At 54.1% G+C, this 25,974-nt stretch carries 22 protein-coding genes and 1 pseudogene; 8 read left to right on the forward strand and 15 right to left on the reverse strand.

Annotated features, from left to right (window positions below):
* Positions 1-53: 53 nt before the first annotated feature.
* From fecE to AC6I8W_RS24345, 9 genes are all read right to left on the reverse strand, one after another.
* Positions 54-827 (reverse strand): Fe(3+) dicitrate ABC transporter ATP-binding protein FecE, encoded by a 774-nt coding sequence (gene fecE, locus AC6I8W_RS24305; RefSeq protein WP_497838803.1) that lies wholly within the window; start codon positions 825-827, stop codon positions 54-56.
* Positions 828-1,784, reverse strand: a complete 957-nt coding sequence (fecD, locus tag AC6I8W_RS24310) for a Fe(3+) dicitrate ABC transporter permease subunit FecD (RefSeq protein ID WP_497838804.1) — start codon at positions 1,782-1,784, stop codon at positions 828-830.
* Entirely contained in the window at positions 1,784-2,749 is a 966-nt protein-coding gene (gene fecC, locus AC6I8W_RS24315) for an iron-dicitrate ABC transporter permease FecC (protein WP_497838805.1), read from the reverse strand. Before fecC ends, fecD begins: the two co-directional genes overlap by 1 nt.
* Positions 2,746-3,612 (reverse strand): Fe(3+) dicitrate ABC transporter substrate-binding protein, encoded by an 867-nt coding sequence (locus AC6I8W_RS24320; protein WP_497838806.1) that lies wholly within the window; start codon positions 3,610-3,612, stop codon positions 2,746-2,748. The genes fecC and AC6I8W_RS24320 overlap by 4 nt, the downstream gene beginning before the upstream one ends.
* A 14-nt stretch (positions 3,613-3,626) precedes the next feature.
* Positions 3,627-5,930 (reverse strand): TonB-dependent Fe(3+) dicitrate receptor FecA, encoded by a 2,304-nt coding sequence (fecA, locus tag AC6I8W_RS24325; protein ID WP_497838807.1) that lies wholly within the window; start codon positions 5,928-5,930, stop codon positions 3,627-3,629.
* An 87-nt stretch (positions 5,931-6,017) separates the two neighbouring features.
* Positions 6,018-6,971 (reverse strand): ferric citrate uptake sigma factor regulator FecR, encoded by a 954-nt coding sequence (gene fecR, locus AC6I8W_RS24330; protein ID WP_497838808.1) that lies wholly within the window; start codon positions 6,969-6,971, stop codon positions 6,018-6,020.
* 1 nt (position 6,972) lies between these two features.
* The gene (gene fecI / locus AC6I8W_RS24335) at positions 6,973-7,494 is read right to left on the reverse strand and encodes a ferric citrate uptake sigma factor FecI (protein ID WP_497838809.1); all 522 of its coding nucleotides are present in this window, start codon (positions 7,492-7,494) and stop codon (positions 6,973-6,975) included.
* 127 nt (positions 7,495-7,621) lie between these two features.
* Positions 7,622-8,740 (reverse strand): hypothetical protein, encoded by a 1,119-nt coding sequence (locus AC6I8W_RS24340; RefSeq protein WP_497838810.1) that lies wholly within the window; start codon positions 8,738-8,740, stop codon positions 7,622-7,624.
* Between the two features lie 743 nt (positions 8,741-9,483).
* Positions 9,484-10,560 carry a LacI family DNA-binding transcriptional regulator gene (locus AC6I8W_RS24345; RefSeq protein ID WP_497838811.1) on the reverse strand — a complete coding sequence of 359 codons (1,077 nt, stop codon included), beginning with the start codon at positions 10,558-10,560 and terminating at the stop codon, positions 9,484-9,486.
* Positions 10,561-10,758: 198 nt separating this feature from the next.
* Between AC6I8W_RS24345 and AC6I8W_RS24350 the strand changes: the two genes are divergently transcribed.
* From AC6I8W_RS24350 to AC6I8W_RS24365, 4 genes are read left to right on the forward strand one after another with little or no spacing between them, the layout of a single operon-like run.
* The gene (locus AC6I8W_RS24350) at positions 10,759-11,571 is read left to right on the forward strand and encodes an ABC transporter substrate-binding protein (protein ID WP_497838812.1); all 813 of its coding nucleotides are present in this window, start codon (positions 10,759-10,761) and stop codon (positions 11,569-11,571) included.
* Positions 11,572-11,629: 58 nt separating this feature from the next.
* Positions 11,630-12,433, forward strand: a complete 804-nt coding sequence (locus AC6I8W_RS24355; protein WP_497838813.1) for an amino acid ABC transporter permease — start codon at positions 11,630-11,632, stop codon at positions 12,431-12,433.
* The gene (locus AC6I8W_RS24360) at positions 12,426-13,169 is read left to right on the forward strand and encodes an amino acid ABC transporter ATP-binding protein (RefSeq protein WP_497838814.1); all 744 of its coding nucleotides are present in this window, start codon (positions 12,426-12,428) and stop codon (positions 13,167-13,169) included. The genes AC6I8W_RS24355 and AC6I8W_RS24360 overlap by 8 nt, the downstream gene beginning before the upstream one ends.
* A 14-nt stretch (positions 13,170-13,183) precedes the next feature.
* Positions 13,184-14,275, forward strand: a complete 1,092-nt coding sequence (locus AC6I8W_RS24365) for an NAD(P)/FAD-dependent oxidoreductase (protein ID WP_497838815.1) — start codon at positions 13,184-13,186, stop codon at positions 14,273-14,275.
* A gap of 53 nt (positions 14,276-14,328) precedes the next feature.
* Here the strand turns inward: AC6I8W_RS24365 and AC6I8W_RS24370 are convergent, their stop codons facing one another.
* The 3 genes and pseudogenes from AC6I8W_RS24370 to AC6I8W_RS24380 all read right to left on the reverse strand — a co-directional run bounded on the left by AC6I8W_RS24370 (position 14,329) and on the right by AC6I8W_RS24380 (position 16,910).
* The gene (locus AC6I8W_RS24370) at positions 14,329-15,516 is read right to left on the reverse strand and encodes a hypothetical protein (protein WP_497838816.1); all 1,188 of its coding nucleotides are present in this window, start codon (positions 15,514-15,516) and stop codon (positions 14,329-14,331) included.
* 60 nt (positions 15,517-15,576) lie between these two features.
* Positions 15,577-15,684: pseudogene (locus AC6I8W_RS24375) on the reverse strand (integrase core domain-containing protein); the annotation flags it as partial.
* Between the two features lie 14 nt (positions 15,685-15,698).
* Positions 15,699-16,910 (reverse strand): hypothetical protein, encoded by a 1,212-nt coding sequence (locus AC6I8W_RS24380; protein ID WP_497838817.1) that lies wholly within the window; start codon positions 16,908-16,910, stop codon positions 15,699-15,701.
* 303 nt (positions 16,911-17,213) lie between these two features.
* Here AC6I8W_RS24380 and AC6I8W_RS24385 point away from each other — a divergent pair, with 303 nt between their 5' ends.
* Positions 17,214-18,614 (forward strand): RHS repeat-associated core domain-containing protein, encoded by a 1,401-nt coding sequence (locus AC6I8W_RS24385; protein WP_497838818.1) that lies wholly within the window; start codon positions 17,214-17,216, stop codon positions 18,612-18,614.
* A gap of 64 nt (positions 18,615-18,678) precedes the next feature.
* On the opposite strand, the gene AC6I8W_RS24390 is transcribed toward AC6I8W_RS24385, so the two are convergent.
* Entirely contained in the window at positions 18,679-19,899 is a 1,221-nt protein-coding gene (locus AC6I8W_RS24390) for a hypothetical protein (protein WP_497838819.1), read from the reverse strand.
* Positions 19,900-20,039: 140 nt separating this feature from the next.
* Between AC6I8W_RS24390 and AC6I8W_RS24395 the strand changes: the two genes are divergently transcribed.
* The 3 genes from AC6I8W_RS24395 (at position 20,040) to AC6I8W_RS24405 (ending at position 21,472) form a co-directional block, all read left to right on the forward strand.
* Entirely contained in the window at positions 20,040-20,642 is a 603-nt protein-coding gene (locus AC6I8W_RS24395; protein WP_497838820.1) for a cupin domain-containing protein, read from the forward strand.
* Positions 20,643-20,843: 201 nt separating this feature from the next.
* A complete protein-coding gene (locus AC6I8W_RS24400; protein WP_497838821.1) occupies positions 20,844-21,161 on the forward strand; it encodes a type II toxin-antitoxin system RelE/ParE family toxin in 318 nt (105 codons plus the stop codon).
* Positions 21,162-21,163: 2 nt separating this feature from the next.
* Positions 21,164-21,472, forward strand: a complete 309-nt coding sequence (locus AC6I8W_RS24405; RefSeq protein WP_497838822.1) for an addiction module antidote protein — start codon at positions 21,164-21,166, stop codon at positions 21,470-21,472.
* A gap of 58 nt (positions 21,473-21,530) precedes the next feature.
* On the opposite strand, the gene AC6I8W_RS24410 is transcribed toward AC6I8W_RS24405, so the two are convergent.
* Positions 21,531-24,665: a CusA/CzcA family heavy metal efflux RND transporter gene (locus tag AC6I8W_RS24410; protein WP_497838823.1), complete on the reverse strand. Its 3,135-nt coding sequence runs from the start codon at positions 24,663-24,665 to the stop codon at positions 21,531-21,533.
* A complete protein-coding gene (locus AC6I8W_RS24415) occupies positions 24,658-25,893 on the reverse strand; it encodes an efflux RND transporter periplasmic adaptor subunit (RefSeq protein ID WP_497838824.1) in 1,236 nt (411 codons plus the stop codon). Before AC6I8W_RS24415 ends, AC6I8W_RS24410 begins: the two co-directional genes overlap by 8 nt.
* Positions 25,894-25,974: the final 81 nt, after the last annotated feature.

Genomic DNA, 25,974 nt, shown 5'->3' on the forward strand with positions numbered 1-25,974 from the left:
TAACCATAGTTATCATTTCAATATTGATAATTAGTGCGATTACCGTGATCATGCTAATTATCATGATGCACGCACATCAATGCGCCGCTCAGTGGCTCCAGCACCACCGCTACATCGACCTGAAACACGCGGTTAAGGATCTCCGGTTGCAGCACCTGTGCCGGTGTTCCGTGGGTGATCAGTGCCCCGTCTGCCAGCAACACCAGTTGGTCGCAATAGCGACTGGCCTGATTGAGGTCATGCAATACTGTCACCACCGTTTTCCCCTGTGCCTTTAACTCCCCCATCAGTTTCATTAGTTCAACCTGATGATTGATATCCAGCCAGGTGGTTGGCTCATCCAGCAAAATAACCGGCGTATCCTGCGCCAACAGCATCGCCAGAAACACGCGCTGACGCTGGCCGCCCGATAAATCGCTGACGCGTTGCTGCGCCAGGTGATCCACTCCCAGACGCGCCATCGCAGCCTGTACCTGATCCCGATCCTGTGCCGATAGCCGCCCCCACAGCGGCAACCACGGATGGCGTCCATAAGCCACCAACTCCGCCACGCTGACCCCTTCCGGCGTCAGATGCTGCTGCGGCAACAACGCCAGATGTCGAGCCAGTTGGCGCGCGGAAAAACGCGCTAAGGGTTGTTCCGCGAGCAATACCTGTCCCTGGCTGGGTATCAGCAGACGCGCCAGCGCTTTGAGTAATGTCGACTTTCCGCAGCCATTGGGACCAAGCAGTGCGGTGATTTGTCCAGAGGCAAAACTGACGCTGACATCCTGCAACACGCGTTTGCCTGCGTAACCCGCCGTCAGATTCTCAACCTTCAGTTGCATCTATCGTGTCCTGATTAATAGCCAGAAGAACCACGGAGCGCCGATCAACGCGGTGATCACACCGGCAGGCAACTCCATCGGTGGAGACAGGGTGCGCGCCAGTACATCGGCCAGCAGCAGCACCAGCGCCCCCAGTAAGGCAGAAAACGGCAGCAGACGCGCGTGACGTCCACCCACCAGACGGCGTACCAGATGCGGCACCACCAGACTGATAAAGCTGATGGGGCCACATACCGCGACCGCCAGCGCCGCCAGCGCCACGCCCAGCAGCAACACGCCGCGCTGAAAATGACGCAACGACACGCCGAGGGTCGCCGCACGATCATCGCCCAGCGCCAGCAGATCAAGATCGCGACAGAAAGCCAGACTTATCAGCAGCAACACCGGCAACGGTAGCGCCAGCAGCACCATCTGCCAGTCGCGTCCCCACAGGCTGCCGGTCAGCCACAGCAGTGCGGTGTTAACATCTTGCGGACGCGATAACAGCAGATAATCAGTGACGCTGGCAAAGCAGGCGGCAAGCGCCACGCCCACCACCGCCAGCCGCAACGGCGAAGAACTGCCGGTCAGCCAGCGCAGCAGCAGCAGTGATAAGCCGCCGCCACCAAACGCTACCAACGGCAGCCACCCCAGCGGGAAAGAGGGCAACAGCAGCAGCGCCAGCAAAGAGGCAAGGCTGGCAGCATGATTAACCCCGAGAATATCGGGTGAGGCCAGCGGATTACGGATGATGCCCTGCACCAACACCCCGGAAACCGCCAGCGCCGCCCCCACCAGCAACGCCAGCACCATGCGTGGCAAACGGTACTCCATCACCACAAAATGCGCCTCGCTGCCAGCTTGCCAGGCTGTCCACAGGGTTGACCAGGCAAATGTTTGTACGCCGAGTTTCAGGCTGATAACGGCGCAAACCACCAGCAACAGCAGCACCAACGGCAACAGATAACGCGTCGACATCAGCGTTGCCTCCTTGCCAGCCAGACAAACCCCGGCGCGCCGACCAGCGCCAACACTACCCCGGCAGGCAGCTCACCGGGCCATGCCAGCCCGCGCCCCGCGATATCCGCCGTCAGCAGCAGCGTGGCCCCCAACAGCATCGCCATTGGCAGCATGAAACGCAGATCGTGCCCAATCCATGCACGCGCCAGGTGCGGCACCAGCAGGCCAATAAACCCCAACGGCCCCGCCACGCTGACGCAGGCACCGACCAACAACAACAACGCGATACTCAGCCCGATACGCAGCGCGAGAATATTGACGCCGAGGCTATGCGCCGCGCTATCGCCCATGCTCAGCAGATTGAGCGCTCGTGTTTGCGTCAGCACCAGCGGGATCAGCACCCCCATCACCGGCAACAGCTGCCACACTTCCTGCCAGCGCGCATGGGCAATCCCCCCTGCGAGCCAGGTCAGGATGCCGTAAGCGTGATCTTCCGCCAGCAGCAACACAATCCGTGTCATCGCCATGCAGAAGGCGGATAACGCGATACCGGCGAGGATCAGCCGCTGTCGCTCGCGCGTGCCAGCGGCCAGGGTGACGCACAGCCAGCTAAGCGCGCCACCACCGGCGGCAATCAGGGCCAGTGGGTAGCCTTCCAGCTTCACCGGCGCAAAGGCCGACACCAGCGCAATGGCTAACGCCGCACCGCTGTTGATCCCCAGCACCGAGGGCGAGGCCAGCGGATTATGGGTTAACGCCTGCAACAATCCGCCCGCCAGCGCCAGTGCCGCGCCCAGCAGCAGCGCCACCAGCGCGCGCGGCAGCCGCAAATTGAACACCAGCGCCTCTGCGATATTGGCCGGCTGCCCCGGCCACAACGCATGCAGCGCCGATTGTGGCGCAATCGGCACCGGTGAGAAGCTGATCAGGCTAAACCAGAAGGCGCTGAGCAGCAGCACCAGGCTGATCATCCAACGGGTCATGGCGCAAATAACGTGACGGTGTCACGCGAAATTTTTTCCGCCGCAAACAAACCACGCATGCGCGCCCAACTGTTGCTATCGACAGCACGTACATGATGCTGTTGCGCCGCGTTCAACATTTCCCATAACGGGTCGGCTTCCCAGCGCTTGACGATGCTTTCCTGGCGATAGTGCGCCACCAGCAGCCAGTCCGGGTTCTGCGCCAGCAGGGCGTCGAGGCCGATCGGTGTCATCGCCGCACCGTTAATCGCCTCCGGCACCTGCAACCCCAGTGCCGCCAGCACCCCGCCGGTGTAGCTGTCGCGCGAATGCAGCGTGAACTGATTTTCCCGCGACGTACCAAACATCACCCGCGCGCCCTGTGGCAGCTGTTTGGCCGCCGCCGCGATACGCTGTCGGTGCAACGCCAGGCGCTGCGCCATCTCGGTTTTTTTACCCACCACTTCACCGATAATGGCCGCAGATTGTAGATTTTCTGCGTAGGTTTCATTACGTGACTGAAGTAACAACACCGGGGCGATACGCTGCAACGCGCTGTAGATAGCGGTATGACGGCTACTGTCGGCGATGATCAGATCCGGGTGCAAGGCGCTGATGGCTTCCAGGCTGGGCTGTCCACGCAGCCCGACCGATTGCCAGGGCTGGAGATGTTCACGCACCTCCGGCAGCAAGCGTTGCGGGTCGTTATCGTCCGCAATCCCCACCGGGCTGATATCCACCGCCGCCAGCGCATCCGCAAACGACAGTTCCAGTACCACAATCCGTTGCGGCACCTGGTTCAGGGTGAAAGTGCCGTGCTGGTCCTGCACCGTCACCGCGCTAGCCTGTGTCATCAATACCAGCAGCAAAAAAAGAACGCGCATAGTGACCTCTCCCGTCAGAATTTCAGTGAACCTTGCAGATAGAAGGTGCGCGGCTGCCCAGCATAGATGCCTTTGTTGTTGTCGTCGTAGGAGCGGGTGAAATATTCCTGATCAAACAGGTTCTTCACCCCCAGTGCGAGGTTGAGGTTGGCGAGGCTGGGACCAAAAGCATAATTGGCGCGCGCCCCCCATAACATAAAGCCGGGAATTCGCCCGGTGCTGCCATCGGCGCTTTCCTGCACGGTGTTGGCGTTATCGGCAAACTGGCTCGACTGGAATTCGCTGTTAAGGTTAAAGGTCCAGTTGCCCGGTGTGTAATCCACGCCCAGGGTGCCTTTCTGGCGCGGCGAGAACGGTACCTGATTGCCATAGGTATCGCCTTTCTCGCGGATCTCAGCATTGACATACGCATAGCTGGCGTACACCGCTACCTCTTCCAGCGCTGGGGTCAGTTCTCCGAGGTTGTAGCGTACCTGGCTCTCCAATCCGGTATGACGAGTTTTCCCGCGCGCGTTGACGGTGTCATCAGTCTGGTTGGAGTCATATTGGTTGTTAAAGTTGATCAGGAACAGCCCGACCTCTGCCGTCAGCGCGCCATCGTCGTAACGGGTGCCCACTTCCCAGGTGCGGGCTTTTTCCGGCTCGACGCTGCCACTTTGCACCGCTTTGCCTATCTGGCTGTACTGCACGGTGCCGAAGGATCCTTCGGTGTTGGCGTACAGGTTCCAGCTGTCGGTCAGGTGGTACAACACGTTCAACGCCGGCAGCGGCGCATTGTAGCTGACGTCCTGGCGCGTACCGCGAATCGCGTTACGCTGGAAAGATTCAATATGTTCAAAACGCATGCCCGGTGTGATGGTCCAGTTACCGACATCAATGCGGTCATCCAGATACCACGCGTGCGCCTCGGTGCCAGAACGGGTGTCGCGATCATAAGGGCTGGAGGTGGACGGCAAATCACCGCTGGCGGTCGGGACGTAGTAACGCAGCTCATGGCCTGATTCGTTGACATAGCGATAACCCACGCCCACTTCATGCGCCGTAGGGCCAAGGTTAAAACTTTGGCTGTAGCGCGGTTCGATACCGCGTACCCAATACTCACGCGGTGACAACGTCACGATAGCCTTTTGCTCCAGATAGCCGCTGCGCAACGTATGGGTGTAAAAGCCGAGGATATTGAATTTATGCTGCGCGTCCGGCTGGAACTGATAACCGAGGCTGGCGAGCTGACGACGGCCCCAGAAGCGATCGACCGGGCGAGTCGATTGCCAGCGGTCGGCATCGTAGTCGGCGCGGCTCAGGCCGCCCGGCATATCCGCTTCACCGTCATAATATTGCAGCAGGCTGGTGAAGGTGTGCACGTCATTCGGTTGGTACTGGCTTTTCAACATCACATCATCAATGCGGGTGGCGCTGTGTTCCCGCCAGTCACTGCCGCGCGTCCCGGAGTACAGAATCGCGCTGCCAAACCCGTTATCGGCGGTACCACCCACCAGCAGATTATGCGTCTCTTTCGGGTTGTTTTGTGACGAGGTCGGGCTGAGCTGCCCTTCCACACCGGCTTCGATACCAAAATCCTGCGGGATCGCGCGCGTAACAAAGTTGACCACGCCACCGACGCTCTGCGGCCCATAGCGTACCGCCCCCCCGCCGCGCACCACATCCACCGCATCCATATTGCCGAGCGAGACCGGTGCCAGCGACAGTTGCGGCTGACCATAAGGCGCAAACGGCACCGGGATACCATCCATCAACACCGTTGAACGGCTGGCGAGACGCGGATTCAGACCACGAATGCCGAAATTCATTGCCAGGTCGTGGCTGCCAGTACCGTTGTTTTCCGGGGCATTGACGCCAGGAATGCGGTTGAGCACCTCACGCATGGTGGTGGCACCGTTTTTAGCGAAGTCGGCGCGACGGATAACGTCACGCGCGCCAGGGTGCTCAAACACGTCGCTCTCGCGTGCTTCGCCCAACCAGTCACCCACCACCGTCAGACTTTGTTCGTTGGCGCGCTGTTTTACCGTCCACAGATTGCCGCCCAACGGACTGGCTTCGAGCTGTGAATCGGCCAGCAGGGTCGACAGCCCATCAGCCACCGAATAATCGCCCTGTAAACCGTCGCTGTGTTTACCGCGCGTCAGGCTGGCATCCAGCGACAGCGTTATACCCGCAGCAGAGGCGAACTGGTTTAATGCGCTGTCCAACGGACCGGCAGCAATATTGTAAGGATGAGTGGCCGGTGTGGCCGCCATCACCATTCCCGAGGTGAAAAGTAATGCAGGAAGCAGGTGCCAAGCTGGACGTGAAACAGTCATAACCTCTCCAAAATTTATGATTTTTTGTGATATTCAGAGATAAGTCGTATGACGCAGGCAAAAGGGACAATGGCGAAACAAAAAAATTTATCGCCGCTGTACCCGCACCCAATAACGGGTGATGCGATGCAGGGCAATAGGCAGGGTTTGCTCGAGGGCGTGTAACGCCTGGTCGCTGTTCAACAACGGAAAAGTGCCGCTGACGCGCAGGCGGGCCGCATCGGCATCGCACCGTAAGATCCCCTGGCGGTAGCGCGCCAGTTGGTCGATCACCTCACCCAGCGGACGATCGCTGACGCTGAGCCAGCCATTAATCCAGCCGGGCGCGCCTGGGACATCATGAGCCAGCGTACCGAAGCGATCGGCGGTGAAAGACAGGCTCTGCCCCTGCTGCACGGTGAGGGTTTGGGTGGCATCATTGGCGAGGCGTACTGCCACCGCATGTTGCGAGACGCCAAGCCAGGTGCTGTCGCCCTGTTGTTGTACGCTGAAGGCGGTACCGAGCGCGGTCATTTGTCCCTGGCGCGTATATACCCGTAACGGGCGCTGTGCCGTGTCTTTGCCTGTGGTAATCGCCAGGGTGCCGGCAATCAGATCGATACGTCGCTCGCTGGCGCTGAAGGTGACATTCGCCGCCGAGGCAGTGTCGAGCGTCAGCAAGCTGCCATCGTCCAGCGGGTAATGGCGGATCTCGCCACGGGCAGTGCGATAATCCGCGCGTAATCCGGCGGCATATTCGCTGTGCCACAATGGCCATCCGGCACCCACACCGACCGCCAGCAGCAATCCCTTCAGCACATGACGCCGCGTTAGCTGTGAATCGCGCAACGCTTTGCTGGCAACCTCACCCGGCATGCGCTGCATCTGCTGACGCAGGTTCTCTACCTGTTGCCATGCCCACTGGTTGTCCTGGTTAGCCTCGACCCAGCGCTGCCATTTGATTTCCTGCTGCGGACTGACGCGTTCGCCGCTCAGTAGCGCGTACCAATGTGAAGCACTGCGCAATGCTTCGCGTTGTGAGCTGGAGAGTGGCGCGGTCACGTCACAACCCCTGCTCAAGACGAAACAGCAGGCAATGTTCAGTGGCTTTCGCCATATATTTCTTCACCGAACTGACCGAAACCGACAGCTGCGCGGCAATCTCCGCATAGGTGAGGTTATCCAATTGCGACAACAGAAAGGCCTGACGCGCCTTGTGGCCTAGCCCATCCAGCATCCGATCCAGCAATTGCAGGGTTTCCAGCTGGCTTTGCTGTATCTCCGGTGATGGCACTACCGTTGCAGGCAGTTGGCTGAGTAATTCCAGATACGCATTTTCCAACGCATTGCGGCGGAAGCGGTCCACCATTACGCGTTTGGCGAGGGTGCAGAGGAATGATTTGGCATCGCGAATCTCGGCCAAATGATGACCGGACATCACCCGTAAAAACGTGTCCTGCGCGACATCATCCGCATCAAACGCCGAACGCAGCTTGCCCGTCAGCCAGTGCTTCAGCCAGCGGTGATTGTTGGCGTAAAACAGCGCGAGAGAAGGTGCAGCGGGCAATTCGGCAGCAGGCAGCATGATGTCAAAGTATGTCAAAAGGTGAAAAGTGTAATGATACTAGCTGCGAATGGTTATCATTACAACTCCGGATGATTTAGCCGGACAAGGGTAAGAGCGCGATAAATCGCGCCGCTACGAGAGTTTGTTACTTGAAATGAAACGGAGGTCTGGCGCGTGGGTTAGGAAAGTTATCCATGTATACCTGGTCGGCTAAATGGGTTGCAGGATCCTGGCAATACTCATCTGGCGGGCCACCGTTATCGCAACGGAAATATTTTTCATCATGGAAGGCGTCCATTTCTTGTTGTGCAATTGGCGACGTCTCACAGTGCATATCATGTCTTTTCGGGATAGCATCATTAGCAAAGATAATGTCCCGATTGATTTCAAAATTGCTATCCTTATAGCCTGCATTTAGTGCTTCGAGGTTTTCAAATGCGTCACGTAAATTCTCCACATTATTTTGATTTTTTATCTTTATGACACATTCCTCGCCAAGATTATTTTTACTGGTGTTAATATCCAGCACATCCTGCTTATGCTGCTCTAATTTTTTTATATTGGCATCCACATCGTCCCTGTACATATGCAGAATGTTGACGCTGGTGCGTGAGTAGCTGGTATTCTGTTTTTCCAGGTTTTTTATGAACTCATCGGTGCTACTCTTCTCACGCTGAAGATTAGCCACATCGTTATCGCCATTTGCACCCAAACAATCAGGAGAGACTTCGGTGATGATCGGTTTTCCCGTCACAATGTTCATGTCTTTTATATTACTATTGATGTTATTGCATTCCTTTTTCCCCACCGTGTTGGCGCGCCTGATGAGATTTTTAGCTTTATTATTAACATAGGCTAAATTAGCCGCGCAATCTTTAAGCTTCTGTACTTTAGCGCGTGCTGTAGCAAAATCGTCACAATGTACAGGGACAGCAAACCAGCTGATTGAGCGCTGACTTCGGGTTAGTGCCACACCGGTCGGAGATGCCCCAGCCCCCGAAAAAACCGCCTGTACGAAAACAACGGTGAAAACCACCTTCTTCAAACTTAAAGGATTACCCGATAGCTTCCCAGGATGACAATCAACCTGGGTGATATTTTTATACGGAAAATCAAAACTAAAATCCTGACTCCGCGGGGCGCAGTAGTTATTACTGCATCCTTTAACATTTTTGGCTAAATGCGTTTTATGCTTATCATTTACCTTGTTGTGGAAGTTGCCAACAGTTCTTATTCGCAACGCGCTATCACTGATCTTTGTCATTGTCATTTATTCATAGGCTGCGCATCGCCTGGCGAAACAGACGGGCGTTTTGTCGTGGAATAGCAGTGGAAATCAGCTCAATTTAATCATTGCATGTTAAAATTGTTATAACGCTGATATCGCTGCTGCCCTGGTGTTGATAATCATGCAAATTAATTATTATTTTTAAGAAAAGAATTTTGTGTATATGTTTACAGACTAATATTTTCTTTATAATATCTGGAGTCTCTCATCTCCATCAGTAATATTCTCAATAACCACGTCCTGATGATTATTTGGTACTGGTGTTAATACTTGCCACAATAAGTATTGATTACCATGCGCTATGTCAATAAATTTTATCGCAAGCAAAATAAAACACCCTGCCAGCATGTGCTAACAGAGTGTCGGTTTTAATAGCAATGTCAATTTGGTATCACGCGCCAACCCGGAAATAATATTGTGCTGCCTTACATCAGGCTTTTGTTAAATCGCTCCTCCAATTTACCGCTGGCCGCAGAGAGTTCGCGAATAGTCTGGACCTGAGCGGGAGTGAGCGCCCCATTGTCTTCTGCATCATGAGGCAGGTAAGCATCTGCCAGTTTTTGCAGATGGTCATACCTGTTACCGCCATTAAAGCATCCAGGGTCGTGGCGCTTATCGCATCAGGTGTATCCTGTTCGCGCAAGCTCAGAACAAAATCATCTGATTTTTTAACGGTATGGACTGTCCAGGTTATGGGGTTCACTTCATAAATCGCGGCGCTACGCTTGCGTGCGGGGTTTTCCTATTGACTGGCGTTCAATCAATTCGGCACTGAACACCGGCAATGGCCCTGCTGCCTCACCGCGGATTTCCGCGATCAAGCGGCGTGCGGCTTCGCGGCCCATTTCGTAGACCGGTTGTGCCACCACCGTGAGCGGCGGTGAGACGATTTCACTCCACGGAAAATTGTCATACATCACAAACGACAGGTGATCCGGGATGCGCAGGCCACGTTGTGTCAGCGCACGCAGCAGCGACATCGCCACCACGCTGTCAGAGGCGATCAACGCAGTGGGCGGTCGGGGACGTTGCCATAAGCGTGCCACGATCTGCTGGATCTGTTCGTCACTGCCAGCATTCACCTGCACCATGCCGGGAGCGAAGGGATGTCCGGCAGCAGCAAAGGCACGCATCATGCCATCAACGCGCTGTGCGACCGGGGTCAAACCAAAGTCGCTGAGTTGCTGAAAATCGTGCTCAAGCGTCATGCTGGTGACATACACCACCTCACGGTGTCCCGCCGCAATCAGTTGGTGAGTCGCCTGTTGCGCAACGGCAGTAAAATCGCAGCATATCGCCTCCACTTCCATACCAATAACCGCACGATCAAATAATTTTAGCGCCCGCCCTTCCGCCTGAACCTGCATCAGATGACCATTTTTCTCCCATTCCGAGCAGCATGGTGTGACGATGATGCCATCCACCTGTTTTTCCAACATCACCCGCACCGCATCCTGCTCGGCCTGCCATTTTTCATCGCTGTTACTCAGCAGCAACTGATAACCCGCCTGGCGTGTCACATCCGCCATACCGCGCAGTGCCAGACCAAAGTGCGGGTTCTCAATATCCCCGACAATCACCCCAATGGTGTTAGATCGTCCGGTGTTCATGCTGCGTGCCAGTTCGTTAGGACGATACCCGAGTGCGACTGCCGCACCACTCACGCGGGTCTGCACCTCTTCACTGACCGCGCCATACCCTCCCAGCGCCCTTGCCGCCTGCGCTTTCGAAACATTTGCCGCACGCGCCACATCGGCCACGGTCGGCGCTTTAGAACGCACTTTTTGCTTGGTCATAATTAATTCGAATCACAGGTTGAGGTCAGGATCATTGACGCTGAAAAACGGGTGTGCTTAAACTCATTCTAACTCCATGAGACCGGTCTCACAATCACTGAATCTCATGGAGTCACCTGCGTTGAGACCGGTCTCAAAAACATTACAGCTCACCGGCTCAACAGTCTCTGATGTTTAACCTGCAAAAACGGACGAGCTATGAAATCGCATAAATCCCTGCACGCGCTGTTCGGCGCGGCCATCGCCTTGTGTTCGCTTTCCTTCACCACGCATGCTGTAAGTCAAGACAACCCCTGGGGTCTGCTCTCTCCCGGTCATCTGCGTGTCGCCAGCGTTGGCGACGCCAAACCTTACACCTTCACCGACGCCAGCGGTCAGTTCACCGGCTTTGATGTGGAGTTTTTCAAGAACGTCGCCCACCGCATGGGTATCGAACAGGTGGACTTTGTCGGTCAGGATTTCTCCGCCATTCTGCCCGCCGTGGCGAATGGTCAGTTTGACGCCGGTGTTGCCGCGATTGGTATCACCCCGGCGCGCGAAAAAACCGTTGATTTCTCCACCGGCTATCTCGCGGGTTATCTGACGGTGCTGACACGCAGTGACAGCGGTGTGACCAACGTCGCGACGCTGGCGAAGCATCGCCTCGGGGTGATTCAGGGGACATTGCAGGAAAACTATGCGGTTCAGCACTTTACCCAGACCGATATCGTGCGTTTCCCGGATAACAACACCGCCGTCTCGGCACTGAATAACGGCACGCTGGATGCGGTGTTCCTCGATTATGAAGCGGCGAAAAGCTATGCCGATCGCTTCAAACTGGTTTCTGCCGCCGATATCCCCTCCTTCGATGCGCCCGCTGGCGTCGCGATCGCCAAAGACAAACCGGCATTCAAAGCCGCGCTGGATAAAGCGATCAAAGCGGGAATGCAGGATGGCACCTGGAAACAACTGTATGAAAAATGGTTTCCCGGCTCCCCGATGCCAAAACAGTATCTGCCTGACGGCCAGTAGTCAGGGGTTTTTCACCGGTGATGAGCCTGCTCATCACCCGTACTGAAGGGAGACGCCGATGGACGTACTCACAATTCTTTCCCGCACCTTCTTTGACTTTCCGTCGATGATGGAAGTGTTACCGCAGCTGTTGGCGAACGGTCTGGTCAACACGCTGATCATCTCGCTGGCCGCCACCCTGCTCGGGACGCTATTGGGTCTGCTGCTGGCGTTGCTGGGGATCTCTCCGTCACGCTGGGTGCGTCTGCCTGCCAGGATGTATACCGACCTGTTTCGTGGCCTGCCATCGATTCTCACCATTTTGCTGATCGGTCAGGGATTAGCGCGCTTCAGTTATCAGCTGTTTGGCCCGTCGCCCTATCCGCTCGGCATTTTTGCCCTCAGCCTGATCGCCAGCGCTTATATGGGTGAGATCTTCCGCGCGGGCATTCAGAGCGTGGAACGCGGCCAGATGGAAGCCTGTCGCGCCCTCGGCATGAGCTACAGCCGGGCGATGCGGCTGGTGGTGATCCCGCAGGGGATCCGCCGGGTGCTACCCGCCATCGTCAACCAGTTTATCGCCATCATCAAAGACTCCTCGCTGGTGTATCTGCTGGGACTGATGACCAACCAGCGCGAGTTGTTTCGCGTCGGTCAGGATGCAGCGGTGCTGACTGGCAACCTGTCGCCGCTGATGCTGGCCGGATTGTTCTATCTGATCATCACCGTGCCACTGACACATATGGTGAACTACGTTGACGTGCGCTATCGCACGGGCCGCCGTCGGCGCACGGCACCACAGAGCGGCCTGAAAGAGGTGGAAGAGGTGCAGAAACCCGCGAACAAAGCGCTGTTCGGCAGCCTGGGAGGTCATCATGACTGAGACCAACTGGCAAGGCGCCAGCCTCGAACTGCGAAAACTGTCACTGGCCTACGGACCGATCGAGGTACTGCGGCAGGTGTCGCTAAGTGTCGCCCCCGGCACGACGACCTGCATCATTGGGCCGTCCGGTTCCGGTAAATCCACCCTGCTACGTGGCATCAACCGGCTGCATGAGCCGCAGTCCGGCGATGTGTTGCTGGCCGGACGTTCGGTGTTGCGTGACAAACCCGATGCTCTACGCCTGCGCATCGGCATGGTGTTTCAGCACTTCAACCTGTTTCCCGATCATAGCGCGCTGGAGAACGTGGCGCTGGCACCGTGGAAAGTGAAGGGGCTGCCAAAATCCCAGGCGATGGCGATTGCCCGTCAGCGCCTGGAAGAGGTGGGACTGGGCCAGCGTGCCGATCATCATCCGCGCGATCTTTCCGGCGGTCAGCAGCAGCGGGTAGCGATCGCCCGCGCGCTGGCGATGGACCCGGAGGTCATGCTGTTTGATGAAGCTACATCGGCACTGGATCCCGAGCTGGTAAAAGGCGTGCTGACCCTGATGGCCGATCTGTGTCGTCGCGGTATGACGATGGTGGTGGTGACGCACGAGATGGGGTTCGCGCGCAAAGTCGCCGATCAGGTGGTGTTTATGGACGAAGGCGAGATTATCGAGGTCGGCAGCCCGACAGCGCTGTTCGATAGCCCGCAATCGCCGCGTCTGCAACGTTTTCTTTCTGAAGTGCTGTGAACAAGGAATCCAACATGGCGATAAAACAAGTGGTGGTCATCGGTGGCGGCGTGCTGGGCGTTTCCAGCGCGTTGCATTTAGCAAAACGCGGCGCGGCGGTCACGCTGGTGACCGAGGCGGCACTGTGTTCCGGTGCCTCGGGGCGCTCGCTTTCGTGGCTGAATTCGGCCGGTGAACGATCGACCGCCTACCACGCGCTGCGGATGGCAGGCATCGACCGCTATCGCACGCTATTTGCGGCAGATCCGACGCGTGACTGGCTGCGTTTTGATGGCGGGGTGTTCTGGACTACCGGCGATGACAGCGCTGTGCGGACGCGGCATCGGTATGAAAAAGCCCACGGTTATGACTCACATCTTGTCACCCGCGACGATCTGCCGCAGATCAATGCTGCGGCGTTAAATGGGGAAGCGATTTTTAATCCGGGCGAAGGCTGGGTCAGCCTGCCCGAACTGATCGCGTTGCTGGCACAGCAGTTACGGGCGCTGGGGGGCGAAATTATTGAGGGAACCGGACCGGCTCAGGTCGTCACCCGTGAAGGGCGAGCCTGCGGGGTGCACTGGGGAGGTGGTGAACTAGCGGCCGACGCGGTGCTGGTGGCCTGTGGCCCCGCCACACCGGATGTGGTTGCACCACTTGGCGTGCGCATTCCCAACGGTTCACCTCTCTCGATGTTGGTGATTACCCAACCTGGCGGGCCGGAAATAAAAACGGTGCTGAATACACCACGTGTGGCGGTACGGCCTAACCCCGGTCAAAGGCTGGCGTTGGATCATGACTGGTATGAGAACGATATCCAGCCGCTGCCCACTGGCGGTTTCACTATCGATGAACAGGTGGTGCAGCAACTGGTGAGGGAAGCGGAACAACTGCTGCCGGAGGGCACCGCTTTGCAGGCGAAAAGCTGGAAAATCGGTTACAAACCGATTCCCGGTGACGGCGAACCGGTGCTGGGTGAGCTGCAACAGGTGCCGGGCTGCTTTGTCGCCTTTACCCATTCCGGGGCAACGCTGGCGCTGATCGTCGGTGAGCTGCTGGCGGATGAGATCGTGAGCGGCGAAAAGCACCCGATGCTGATGGCGTTCCGGCCGGAACGTTTTGGCTGAGCCGTTGCGCTACTGCGCGCCGCCCCCCGTTACTGTAAAAAGGGCGGCATCGATTACCCCAGCTCTTGCCAGAGTTGGAGGGTGAAGTCGTCAGCACGCTGTCTGCCATCAGCATCAGGGGTCAAGACCATGTTTCCCGCCGGAAAATTAAATATCTGCATGCATGTTTTTGTTGGAACCTCTGATACAACCTCAGAAGAGGCAGTGTGATCAGCGAACCAGCAGAAATACGCCTTTAGCTTACCAGGATTGGAGAGCTGTAATTCCGCAACTGGGGGAAGCGGTGGTGGAGTATGAGATAAATTGTCAACAGAAGTCACCGTTGAAGATTTGCTGGCATCGTTATGACTATTGGGGTTTTTCAGAATAACAATGGGTAAATGATAATTTTCAAATCTGATGCTTGAGTTTTGAGCTGCCAGGCATATCAGGCTACAATTAACATCGTAACGACCGTCACGCAAAAATAATTTTTGTAACTGCTCAACCGTCATTATTGCTAACAGGGAGGCAAGGTTGTTCAGCTTGTAAATATTAACTTTACCATTTTTACTGCGCGCTTTGCATTCTCTGTACCACTGCTCAACTGCTTCGGGAATGATAGTGTTGGCGATTCTGTGGCTAAGTTCAATCTCCGTCCACTGCACTGCATAATCTGAGGCTGCCAGTGCAGACCTGAAGGATTGTTGCGTAAGGGATAATTTTGCAAAATTGCGGTCCAACTGCATCATGACCAGTCTGGACATAATACAATCCATCGATTTGTATTTATCCCACAAGGATTTTATGCCAGCAATTTGCCGTGGATCCGCGCCTTCCCACCTGGTCTTCTCTTCTGCAAAGAGTTCGGCTAATGTACCTCTCACTAATGTTTCTGACATTCCACCCACTGTTTTCTTATCCAGAAAGGCAGTCAGACTGGCGCATTTTACGGTTTCCAATGCTGCGAAATTAAAAATTGATAGAATATTCTTTGCCTGTTCTGCCTTCTTCAGCTTTGGACCAAAAGCTGTCACCTGCTTAATTTTATCCCAATCGTCAGAAGAAAAACTTTCCATTTTTTCCTGAACACACCAGGAATACATTCTTGCATATCCTCGGTAATCATCTTTCTTTACCCAACTGACAGGCATCTCTGAAGTAACACGTATATCTTTAATCCTTCTTTCTGACGTAAATTTTGATTGAGGTCCGGACTTGTTAAAAAAAACATTTGTGGTTGCTCCTTCGATATAATCCATATACTCCCTTAATTAACTGATTATAATTGCTTAACATCTACCACTGTTACTACCTGGTTATCACTTTCTGCGTATATATTCCTGCGGCGAGCGATATCCCAGCGCACTGTGCGGGTGATGTTCGTTGTAATGACTGAACGCCACCGCCAGGTTTATCACCGCTGCCTGACTGATCAGCAATGTTATCCCTCCAGTTCATTACAGAGCTGATGGGAGAAACTGTCAGCACGCAGACTGTCTTCAGCCATTCGCGTAAGGTGCATTGATCCTGACACAGCATCAAAGGTCAATATGGATGGTTCGTCTGAAATAACAGGTAATGCAGCCGTGTGGCTTGCCCATTTTGTGGTCAGGTAATACTCTTCTTGCATTATTTTGCTATCGTCATAAGGCAATTTGGCGCGTTGTGTTATGACAGGAGGAAGCGGTAGAACGCTATAAGATGATGATTCATCTGAAAGCATTATTGCATCGCTATTACCTTCGTCTTTCAGGATAGTAATCGGCGAATTATAAGGTTGAAGTTTAACACCTAAACCATATACTTCCAGATAAATCATGCTGCATGTCATATCACACCGACCATCACGCAGAAAAAGTTTTTGAAACTGTTCAACGGTCATATTTTTGGGGATACCACAGTCGCGCAGCCTGGATTTAAATTTACTGCCCCTTACTCTGTCCTCGCTGAAGAACACTTTTTTTTGCTCGTACCACTGCTCTATTTCTTCAGGAATGTGGGTGTTTGCAATCATATAACTGAGATTAATTTCGATCAGCGTCGCTTTGGATTTCATTATTTCTAATTGGTGCAGTGCAGATCTGAATTGTCCTTCTGAGAAATGTAACTTTTCAAATTCGGAATCTAGCCGAATCAGAGTCAGCAGAGTCACATAACAACTCACTGCTTTATATTTTATATAGATCAATTTCAAGCCATTATATTGATCCCGACTCTCGCGACCCCAATTTTTCAATTCATTTCCCAATAGTTTATATAAAGAGTTATTTACCGCCATGTTTTTTACCAACCCAGGGCATTTGAGATTAATGAATTTCTCGATTTTAGTGGGTTTTACTACTTCCAGCGCGTTAAAGGTAAAGGGGGACAAAAGAATGTCGACTATTTTTGTCTGGTTTGGATTCCTGCCGTTCTTACATTCTCTCTTCACTTTATCCCAAAGAGTGCGGGGCTCCTCTTTCAATTTTTCCTCAATACTATTGGCAATTTGCGCCGCTATCCCTCTGTAATCATCTCGCTTTGCTAAATTGCTCCAGGGACACGCATTAGTGGTGTTGCTTATGGTATTTATCCTGCCGGTTGCGCGAAATTCAGGTTTGGCGCTTTGAGAATCAATATAATTTGCTAAGGCTGATCCTTGGTTAACTTTCATATATTCCCTCAATTTCATAATTTAACTGCGTAACAAATGTCAATGTCAGCTCCATCACGCGTTAATGTAGAGTCAAAACAACCACCGTTGGTGTGATCCAGCTACCATTCCTCCATGTGGCTGAGGCGCTTCCTGAAGTCGTCCGTACGTAACGTATCGTCAACGGCAGGGTTCCAGACCATGCTTTGCGACGCGGAATCAAAGATCAACATGCATGTTTTCTGTGGAAGCGGAACTGCACGCTATTCTACGGACCATAGGGGAAGTAACGTCAACGCCTCCTCCAGACACAGGTGCCACTTAATGAGTATCACTCCCGCACAGTTCCACCGTCATGAATGTTACCGCTACGCGCGTGAGGGAATGCGAGTCCTGAAATACGCCCTTCAACCGGACATACGCCAGAACCAGGTACGTTATCTGCCTGGACTGGAAGTTCGCACCGGAGACAGCAGCATCCAGCAACGCGAAATTTTGCATGTGATCACGATAAATAGCGTGCGTATCCTGCACTGGGCGCAGGGTCAACCGACAGAAGTGCACAATAACCAGGTGCGTTTCTGTCTGGATGATCGTAGCCACAACAGACAGTCAGAGCTGGATCATGAGGGAAAAATAATGAGTCAAGAGCAATACTATCCCTATGGCGGGACCGCGCTGTGGTCAACACGCCATCAGACAGAAGCGAGCTATAAAACCGTACGATATTCAGGCAAGGAACGGGATGTTAGCGGACTGCTCTATTACGGATACCGCTATTATGCCCCCTGGCTAATGCGCTGGATAAACCCCGATCCGGCAGGGAGTGCCGATGGATATAACCTGTATGCCATGGTGGGCAATAATCCGGTTACCTGGATAGACACCGACGGCAGAATGCGCCGGTCCGGGCAGGATCGTTCAAATAATAGTGGTTGGTGGCAACGGATTGTACGCGCGGTGCGACCCAACCGTCAGCGGAGTGAGGGGGGATCAGCGGAGCCTGCGAGCCCCGCAGCACCTATGATGCCCGTAGCGCCTCCCCCCTATACTCCAAATGCGGATGATCAGCTGGCACATTATGCCGGGTTCAGTGCTTTCACGACGCCAGCTTATCCTGCTTCGGATCTGCCGAGTTATCAGGACGTACGATCGGAATCGATGAAAGAACTTGGGCGCAAATTTCAGGCGCTGTTTGATCGTAAGCCACCCGACTACGGTCCCCAGGAATTCATTGCGGTAGCAGCCGGACTGGAGAACTTTGAGAAATACCAAAGCTACTATTTCGAAAAAGTAACACTTCACGGTGAACTGATACCCTTTTTGCGACAAGAACGTATTGGTTATCATTACCAAGGACGGCACATGGGTTTGCAGGGGAAACAGATAACTGTTTTTAATACGCGTCCAGAAATACCGCAAACAGAACTTGTTGAGCAAATGACGACAAAATTCGTTTATAGGGCGTCTGTTGCGGGCGGGGAGCTTCAGCTGAGAAATGATCTGACATTTGACAATTTAGCCTTTTTGCAAGAAGCGGTCGGCATCCAAAAAACCAGCTATATGCTGGCTAATCACGCCGCAGGAGAGGCCGTAAGATGTGAGGCAATGATTTGGGGACATTTGTCGCTTGAAATTGATCAAAACAGCCTGGAGAACTCGCCATCCAGTTACAAATCGGAACTCATCAATATTCGAAACGCGATAGTAAATCGGTCAGGTTAGCCCTGGCGGCGTTCTGACCGGAACGTTTTGGCTGAGTCGTTACGGTAAAAAAGGGCAGCACCCATTACTCCAGCTCTTGCCCGAGTTGGAGGAAGAAGTCGTCAGCAAGCTGCTCAGCATCCACTATTCGCGCGGCGCGCATCTCTCCTGACTCAGCATCAAAGACCAACATGGAGGGTTGGTCTGGCATAACAGATAATACAGGCGTGTCGTTTGCCCATATTCTGGTCTGGTAATCATTTTCTGTCCATATTTTACTATCGTTATAAGGAAAACTGTCGGGTTGCGTTATGACAGGAGAAAGCGCTGGCAGGCTATCCGATGATGATTCATCAGAACTATTATTGGAGAGTATTATTACATCGCTATTTTCTTCCTCTTTCAGGAGGGTGATCGGTGAATGATAAGGTTGAAGTTTAACGCCCAGATGACAGACTTCCAGATAAATCATGTTACATGTCATATCATAATAACCATCACGCAGAGTAAGCTTTTGATACTGTTCAATGGTCATATTTTCCGGGATACCACTTTCGCGCAAGCTGTATTGCGCTTTTTTGTCTCTTATTCGCTCCTGTCTGATAGACACTTTGCTTTGCTCGTACCACTGCTCTATTTCTTTGGGAATATGCGTATTGGCAATCATATGACTAAGGCTAATTTCGAGCAGCGTCGGTTTAAATCCTTTTATTTCTAAGTTGTGCAGTGCTGATCTGAATTGTTGTTCTGAGAGATTTAACTTTTCAAAGTCGGGGTCCAGCCGTATCAGAGTCAATAAAGCCACATGACAACTCACTTTATCATACTTTTTATGGATTAATTTCAAGCCGTCACGTTGCATCGCACTCGCGGAATCCCAATTTTGCGCTTCTTGACTGAAGAGTTTATATAATGCGTGATTTACCGCCGTAATTTTTACTATTCCAGGGTGTTTGAGATTAATAATATTCTCGATTTCAGCGGGTTTTACTATGTCCAGCGCGTTAAAGGTAAAGGGGGCCAAAAGAATGCTGACTATTTTTGTCTGGTTTCGATGTTCGTAGCACTTACATTCGTCCCTCACTTTATCCCAAAGAGCGGGAAGAGCCTCATTAAATTTTGCCTCAAAATGATTGGCCATTCTCGCCGCCTCCCCTCTGTAATCATTTCGCTTTGCAAAATTGCTCCAGGGAAGCGCATGGGTGAGGTTGCTTATGGCGTTTATGCTGCCAGTTACGCGAAAGTCAGGCTGATCGCTTTGCCTATTAAAAGAACCTTGTACGTTTAATCTCTTATCAACTTTCATATATTCCCTCAAATTCATCATGTAACGATGTAATACATCTCAGTGTCAGATACCTCACAGGCTAATTTATCGGCAAAGCGGGCATTTTTACATTAGGCTTAAACTGTGATCTAAGTCGCATTAAAAAACGGGAGGAACAGATGAATGACGTATCACGCCGTCACTTTATGGGGTGGTTGTCCGGTCTGGCGTTGAGCGCGCCGATGTTGTTCAGCCGCTATGCCAATGCCGCTCCTGCGACTGGTAATGTCAAGCTGCTGCATTTAGAACGCAATAGCTGGGTGCCAAATAATCCCCATCTGCCGGTCATTCTCTATCAGGGCGTGTTGCCGTCAGTATCAGCAATGACTGACGCCACCGAAAGTTTATTTGAGAAAAACGACTGGCCACCGCAGTGGGTGGCCTCGATTTTCAGCTTTCATCATTATCACAGTACCGCCCATGAGGTATTGGGATGTGTCAGTGGTAACGCGAAGGTAATGCTGGGCGGCCCTGGCGGGCACGTGGTAACGATGACGGCGGGTGATGTCGCGCTGCTGCCTGCGGGCACCGGGCATTGTAATCAGGGCAGCAGCGATGATTTTCAGGTGGTCGGTGCCTATCCCCCTCATCAGCAGTGGGATATCTGTCGTACTGCGCCGACAGCGGAAATGCAGCAACGGATCAGCCAGTTGCCCTTCCCGGAAAGCGACCCGGTTGCCGGGCGCAGCGGTCCACTGACGCACAGTTGGGAGCGGACATAACCAACTGCGCGATAAATCGCGCGGCCACGCAACGTGCTGCGAATTGAATCTCACAATGACAGATCCTGTCATCACGACAAAACTAGACTAAAGTCTAGTTTCTTGTTCAGTAAGAATGCACAATCCCTCATGAGCAGCTCAATCCAGTGATAAGTAAATAAGCATTGAGGGGTTGTAGCTTAAAGGCTACAATAATAATGAGTGAAAACGATAAAACACTATTTGACGCATGACGGCAAGGACTTGTACGCCGATTACTTCATAAAAATTCGCGATTCGATTGCCAAAGCAAAAATTGCATCCCGCGTTAACAGAATGGCTGCGGGAAACTTTGGTGACCATAAACCCTGCCGTGAAGGGGTATGGGAACTCAGGATCGACCAGGGAGCGGCTTATCGCGTTTATTACAGTATCGTTGAGGGTGAAGTCGTGCTGTTACTTCTGGCTGGAGACAAACGCACTCAGGATGCAGATATTAATGAGGCAGTCCATTGCCTGAAAGATTATTTATCGAGGTGACTATGGCTAAAGCTCGTTTACATGATGATGCAATGATTGAGATCCTGCGTGATGACCCTTCATTTGCCCAAGCGTACCTTCACCAGGCGTTTCTCGATATAGATGAAGAAGGTGGTCAAGAGGCTTTTCTGATGGCACTGCGCCATATTGTTGAGGCCCGTGGGGGTATGGCTACCATCGCGCAAAAAGCGGGGGTGTCACGTGAAACACTTTACAGAACGCTATCACCAGCAGGCAATCCAACCCTCAGGACGTTGCGCAGCGTGGTTAATGCAACCGGCTTTCAGTTCTCTCATCTGGCATGTACTTGATCCAGCATTTCCTGGCATCCCGGAGAATGACGTGGCGCGATCTATCGCGCCACTTGTATTACCCCAGCCGACGCAGCCAGATCAGTTTGTAAGCCGCAGGAATGATAAACAGCGACAGCAGCGGCGCGGTGATCATGCCACCAATCATCGGCGCGGCAATACGGCTCATCACCTCGGAACCCGCCCCACTCCCCCACAGAATCGGCAGCAGACCGGCAATAATCACCGCCACCGTCATCGCTTTGGGACGCACGCGTAATACCGCCCCCTGATACAACGCCTGATCCAGCGCCTGCCGGGTAAAGGTTGCCGGGTTAGCCAGCGCCGGATCCGCCTCAATGGCGTGGCGCAGATACATTAGCATCACCACGCCAAACTCCGCAGCCACCCCGGCCAGCGCAATAAATCCGGTGCCGGTCGCCACCGACAGATGGAACCCCTGCCACCAGAGAAACCAAATGCCGCCCACCAGCGCGAAAGGTAAGCTCATCAGGATCAACAGGGCTTCATCGACCCGGCGAAACGCCAGATATAACAAGATAAAGATGATCATCAGCGTCATCGGGACCATCAGTTTTAGCTTCTGGTTAGCATGTTCCAGCAGCTCGAACTGACCGGAGAAGGTGACGCTGGTGCCGGGCTTAAGCGTAACCTGTTCGGCTATCGCGTTTTTCAGATCCTCCACCACCGAAACCATGTCGCGGCCACGGGCATCAATATAGATCCAGCTGGCGGGGCGGGCATTTTCGGTTTTCAGCATGGTGGGACCGGTGACCACCCGCACCTCCGCCACATCACTCAGGGTGATTTGTTGCTTCATCGGCGTGAGGATCGGTAACTGACGCAGCGCTTCAGGGCTGTCCCGCGATCCCTGCGGGTAACGGATGTTGATGGGATAGCGCGCCACCCCTTCCACCGTTTCACCCACCGTCGCGCCCCCCATCGCCGAGGAGACAAACAACTGCACATCCCCTACCGTCATGCCATAGCGCGCGGCTTTTTCCCGTTGGATATCGACATCAATATAACGCCCGCCTTGCAGACGCTCCGCCAGGGCAGAGACCACGCCAGGCACGGTTTTCGCCACCGCTTCAATGCGCTGCGCGCTGTCATCGATATCCTTAAGCGTCGTACCAGACACCTTGATACCAATCGGACTTTTAATCCCGGTGGAGAGCATATCAATACGGTTACGGATCGGTGGCACCCACAGGTTCGCCAGTCCCGGCAGACGCACCCGCGCATCCAGCTCATCGATAATTTTGTCGAGGGTCATGCCGGGCCGCCACTCGCTTTCGGGTTTCAGTTGAATCGTGGTCTCCACCATTTCCAGCGGTGCCGCATCGGTGGCGGTTTCCGCTTTACCGGTTTTGCCAAACACCGAGGCAACTTCAGGCACGGTTTTGATCAGTTTATCGGTGGTCTGCAACAACGCCGCCGCCTGTCCCGGCGAGACGCCCGGCAGAGTCGAAGGCATATAGAGGAGATCCCCCTCATTGATTTTTGGCAGGAATTCGCCGCCCACCTGGCTTAGCGGCCACCACACCGTCAGGATTGACAGCGCCGCCGCCAGTAGCGTCAGCTTCGGCCAGCGCAGCACCCGCAGCAGCAGCGGGTGGTAGAGGTTTATCAGTACCCGGTTGAGCGGGTTGCGGGTTTCCGCCGGGATGTTGCCGCGGATCCACCATCCCATCAGGATCGGGATCACCATAATCGCCAGCGTCGCCGCCCCGGCCATTGCATAGGTTTTGGTAAACGCCAGCGGGCCAAACAACCGCCCTTCCTGCCCTTCAAGGGTAAAAATCGGGATAAACGACAAGGTAATAATCAGCAGGCTGATAAATAACGCCGGACCGACTTCCACCGAAGCATCAGTGATCACTTTCCAGCGGCTGGCGTTATCAATACGGGTATCCGGGTGCTGGTGTTGCCACTCCTCCAGCCGCTTGTGGGCGTTTTCAATCATCACAATCGCCGCATCCACCATCGCCCCCACCGCAATGGCGATGCCACCCAGCGACATGATGTTGGCGTTCAGTCCCTGGAAATGCATCACGATAAAGGCGATACACAATCCCAGTGGCAGCGAGATAATGGCGACCAACGCCGAACGCAGGTGCCACAGGAATAACGCGCACACCACCGCCACCACCAGAAACTCCTCCAGCAATTTGTGGCTGAGATTATCAATGGCGCGATCGATCAGCTGGCTGCGATCATAGGTGGTCACCACCTCAACCCCTTCCGGCAGGCTGTTTTTCAGGGTAGCGAGTTTATCCCGCACCGCCACAATCACCTCGCGCGCGTTTTTCCCGGAGCGCAGGATAATCACCCCGCCCGCCACTTCGCCTTCACCGTTCAGCTCAGCGATACCGCGCCGCATCTCCGGCCCGATTTGTACCCGCGCCACCTCGCCAAGCGTTACCGGCACGCCGTTGGCGGTGGTCTTCAGCACGATTTGATTGAAGTCATCCAGCGTTTTCAGGTAGCCGCTGGCGCGAACCATATATTCCGCTTCGGCGATTTCCACCGAGGAGCCGCCCGCTTCCTGATTGGAGGCTTCAATGGCCGACTTTACCTCCGCCAGGCTGATGCCATATTGCGCCAGTTGCAGCGGGTTGACCTGGATTTGGTACTGCTTCACCACCCCACCCACCGAGGCGACTTCCGCCACATCAGGAATGGTTTTCAGCTCATACTTCAGGAACCAATCCTGTAATGAACGCAGCTCAGCCAGATCGTGCTTACCACTGCGATCCACCAGCGCATACTCATAAATCCAGCCGACGCCGGTGGCGTCCGGGCCAATCTCCGAGCTGACGCCCGCCGGTAATTTTCCCTGCACCTGGTTCAGGTACTCCAGCACGCGGGATCGCGCCCAGTAGAGGTCGGTGCCGTCAGCGAAAATCACGTAGACATAGGAAGCGCCAAACTGCGAAAAGCCGCGTACCGTTTTCGCCCCCGGCACGGAAAGCATGGTGGTGGTGAGCGGATAAGTGACCTGGTTTTCCACAATCTGCGGTGCCTGGCCGGGATAGCTGGTTTTGATGATCACCTGCACGTCGGAGAGATCGGGCAACGCATCAACCGGGGTATTCACGATGGTCCAGCCGCCCCAGAGGCTGAGAAACACCACTCCCATCATCACCAGGAAACGGTTGGCGACCGAACGCCGAATAATCCATTCAATCATGGTCGTGTTCCGCCTGACGCATCCGCGCCAGCGCTCCGCTGATATTGGCTTCTGAATCAATCAGGAATAGCCCGTTGGTCACGATGGACTCCCCTTCCTGCAACCCGTCAGCAATACCCGTCTGTTGCGATGTAGCCTGCAACACGTGGATCGCTTTGGGTACAAAGCGCCCCGCCTGGTCGACGGTGATCACCCGTTGCTCCTCGCCGGTATCAATCACCGCCTGCGACGGGATCAGCACCATCTCTTCGCTTTGGCTGTTCAGTTGCAGAAACGCGTTCATACCGGGTTTCAGCAATTCGTCGCGGTTAGCCACCTGTAACCGCAGTTGGAACGTGCGGGTGGTCTGATCAACACTCGGCAACAGGGTCCATTTTTCGATATTGAAGCGGTGATGGGGGTAAGCTGGCACCGACACGCTCAGTTTCGATGTGTCGCTGAGCATGCCGGCGATCGCTTCCGGCACCGCAGCACTGATCCACACCGGGTCCATGCCCTGAATCTGCGCCACCACCTTATCTTTAGAAATGTTCATGCCGCTGCGCAGGTCAAAGGCGGTGATCACGCCATCAATCGGCGCTTTGATGGTGAAGCGAGTCTGGATGGTACGGGAGGTGCGTAAACGCTGGATATCCTCTTCCGGCATCCCCGCCAGACGCAAACGCTCAAGAATCCCCTTCACCTGCGTCGCCGATCCTCCGGTGCCAGACAGCAATAAATATTCGCTCTGCGCCGTAACCCACTCGGGAATGGTGATATCAATCAGCGGCGCGCCCTTCTGCACCTTATCGCCGAGGGTCAGCGGATAAACCTTCTCCACAAACCCCTCGGCCCGCGCCTGAACAATCACAAATTGATAATCGTTAAAACTGACGTTGGCCGGGAGGGTGCGGGCATATTGCAAGCGACCTTTGCTGACTTTCACCGTTTTCAGGCCAAGATTCTGCACCAGAACCGGATCGATACGGATGCCAGCGCTATTTGCCGCTTCCCCTTCATCGGCGTATTTCGGCACCAGGTCCATATCCATAAACGGGGACTTGCCGGGTTTATCGAATTTGGTATCGGGTTTCATCGGGTCATACCAGAATAAAACCTTGCGTTCTGCTGCATGGGAGGAGGATTGCTCCGCGACCGTGAAATAAGGGAAAACCGTTGCCGCGATCAGTCCGCCCATGATCAGACTGCCGATAATCGCAGCAGAAAATTTGAATTTTAACGATGCCATGATGTGATTATTCCATTATGCGTAGCGGCGTGATTTATCGCGCGTGTTTTAAAAAATAGCGCGATGAATCGGGCCGCTACG

The organism is Pantoea sp. X-Soil-TKNS-1211, assembly GCF_059730495.1.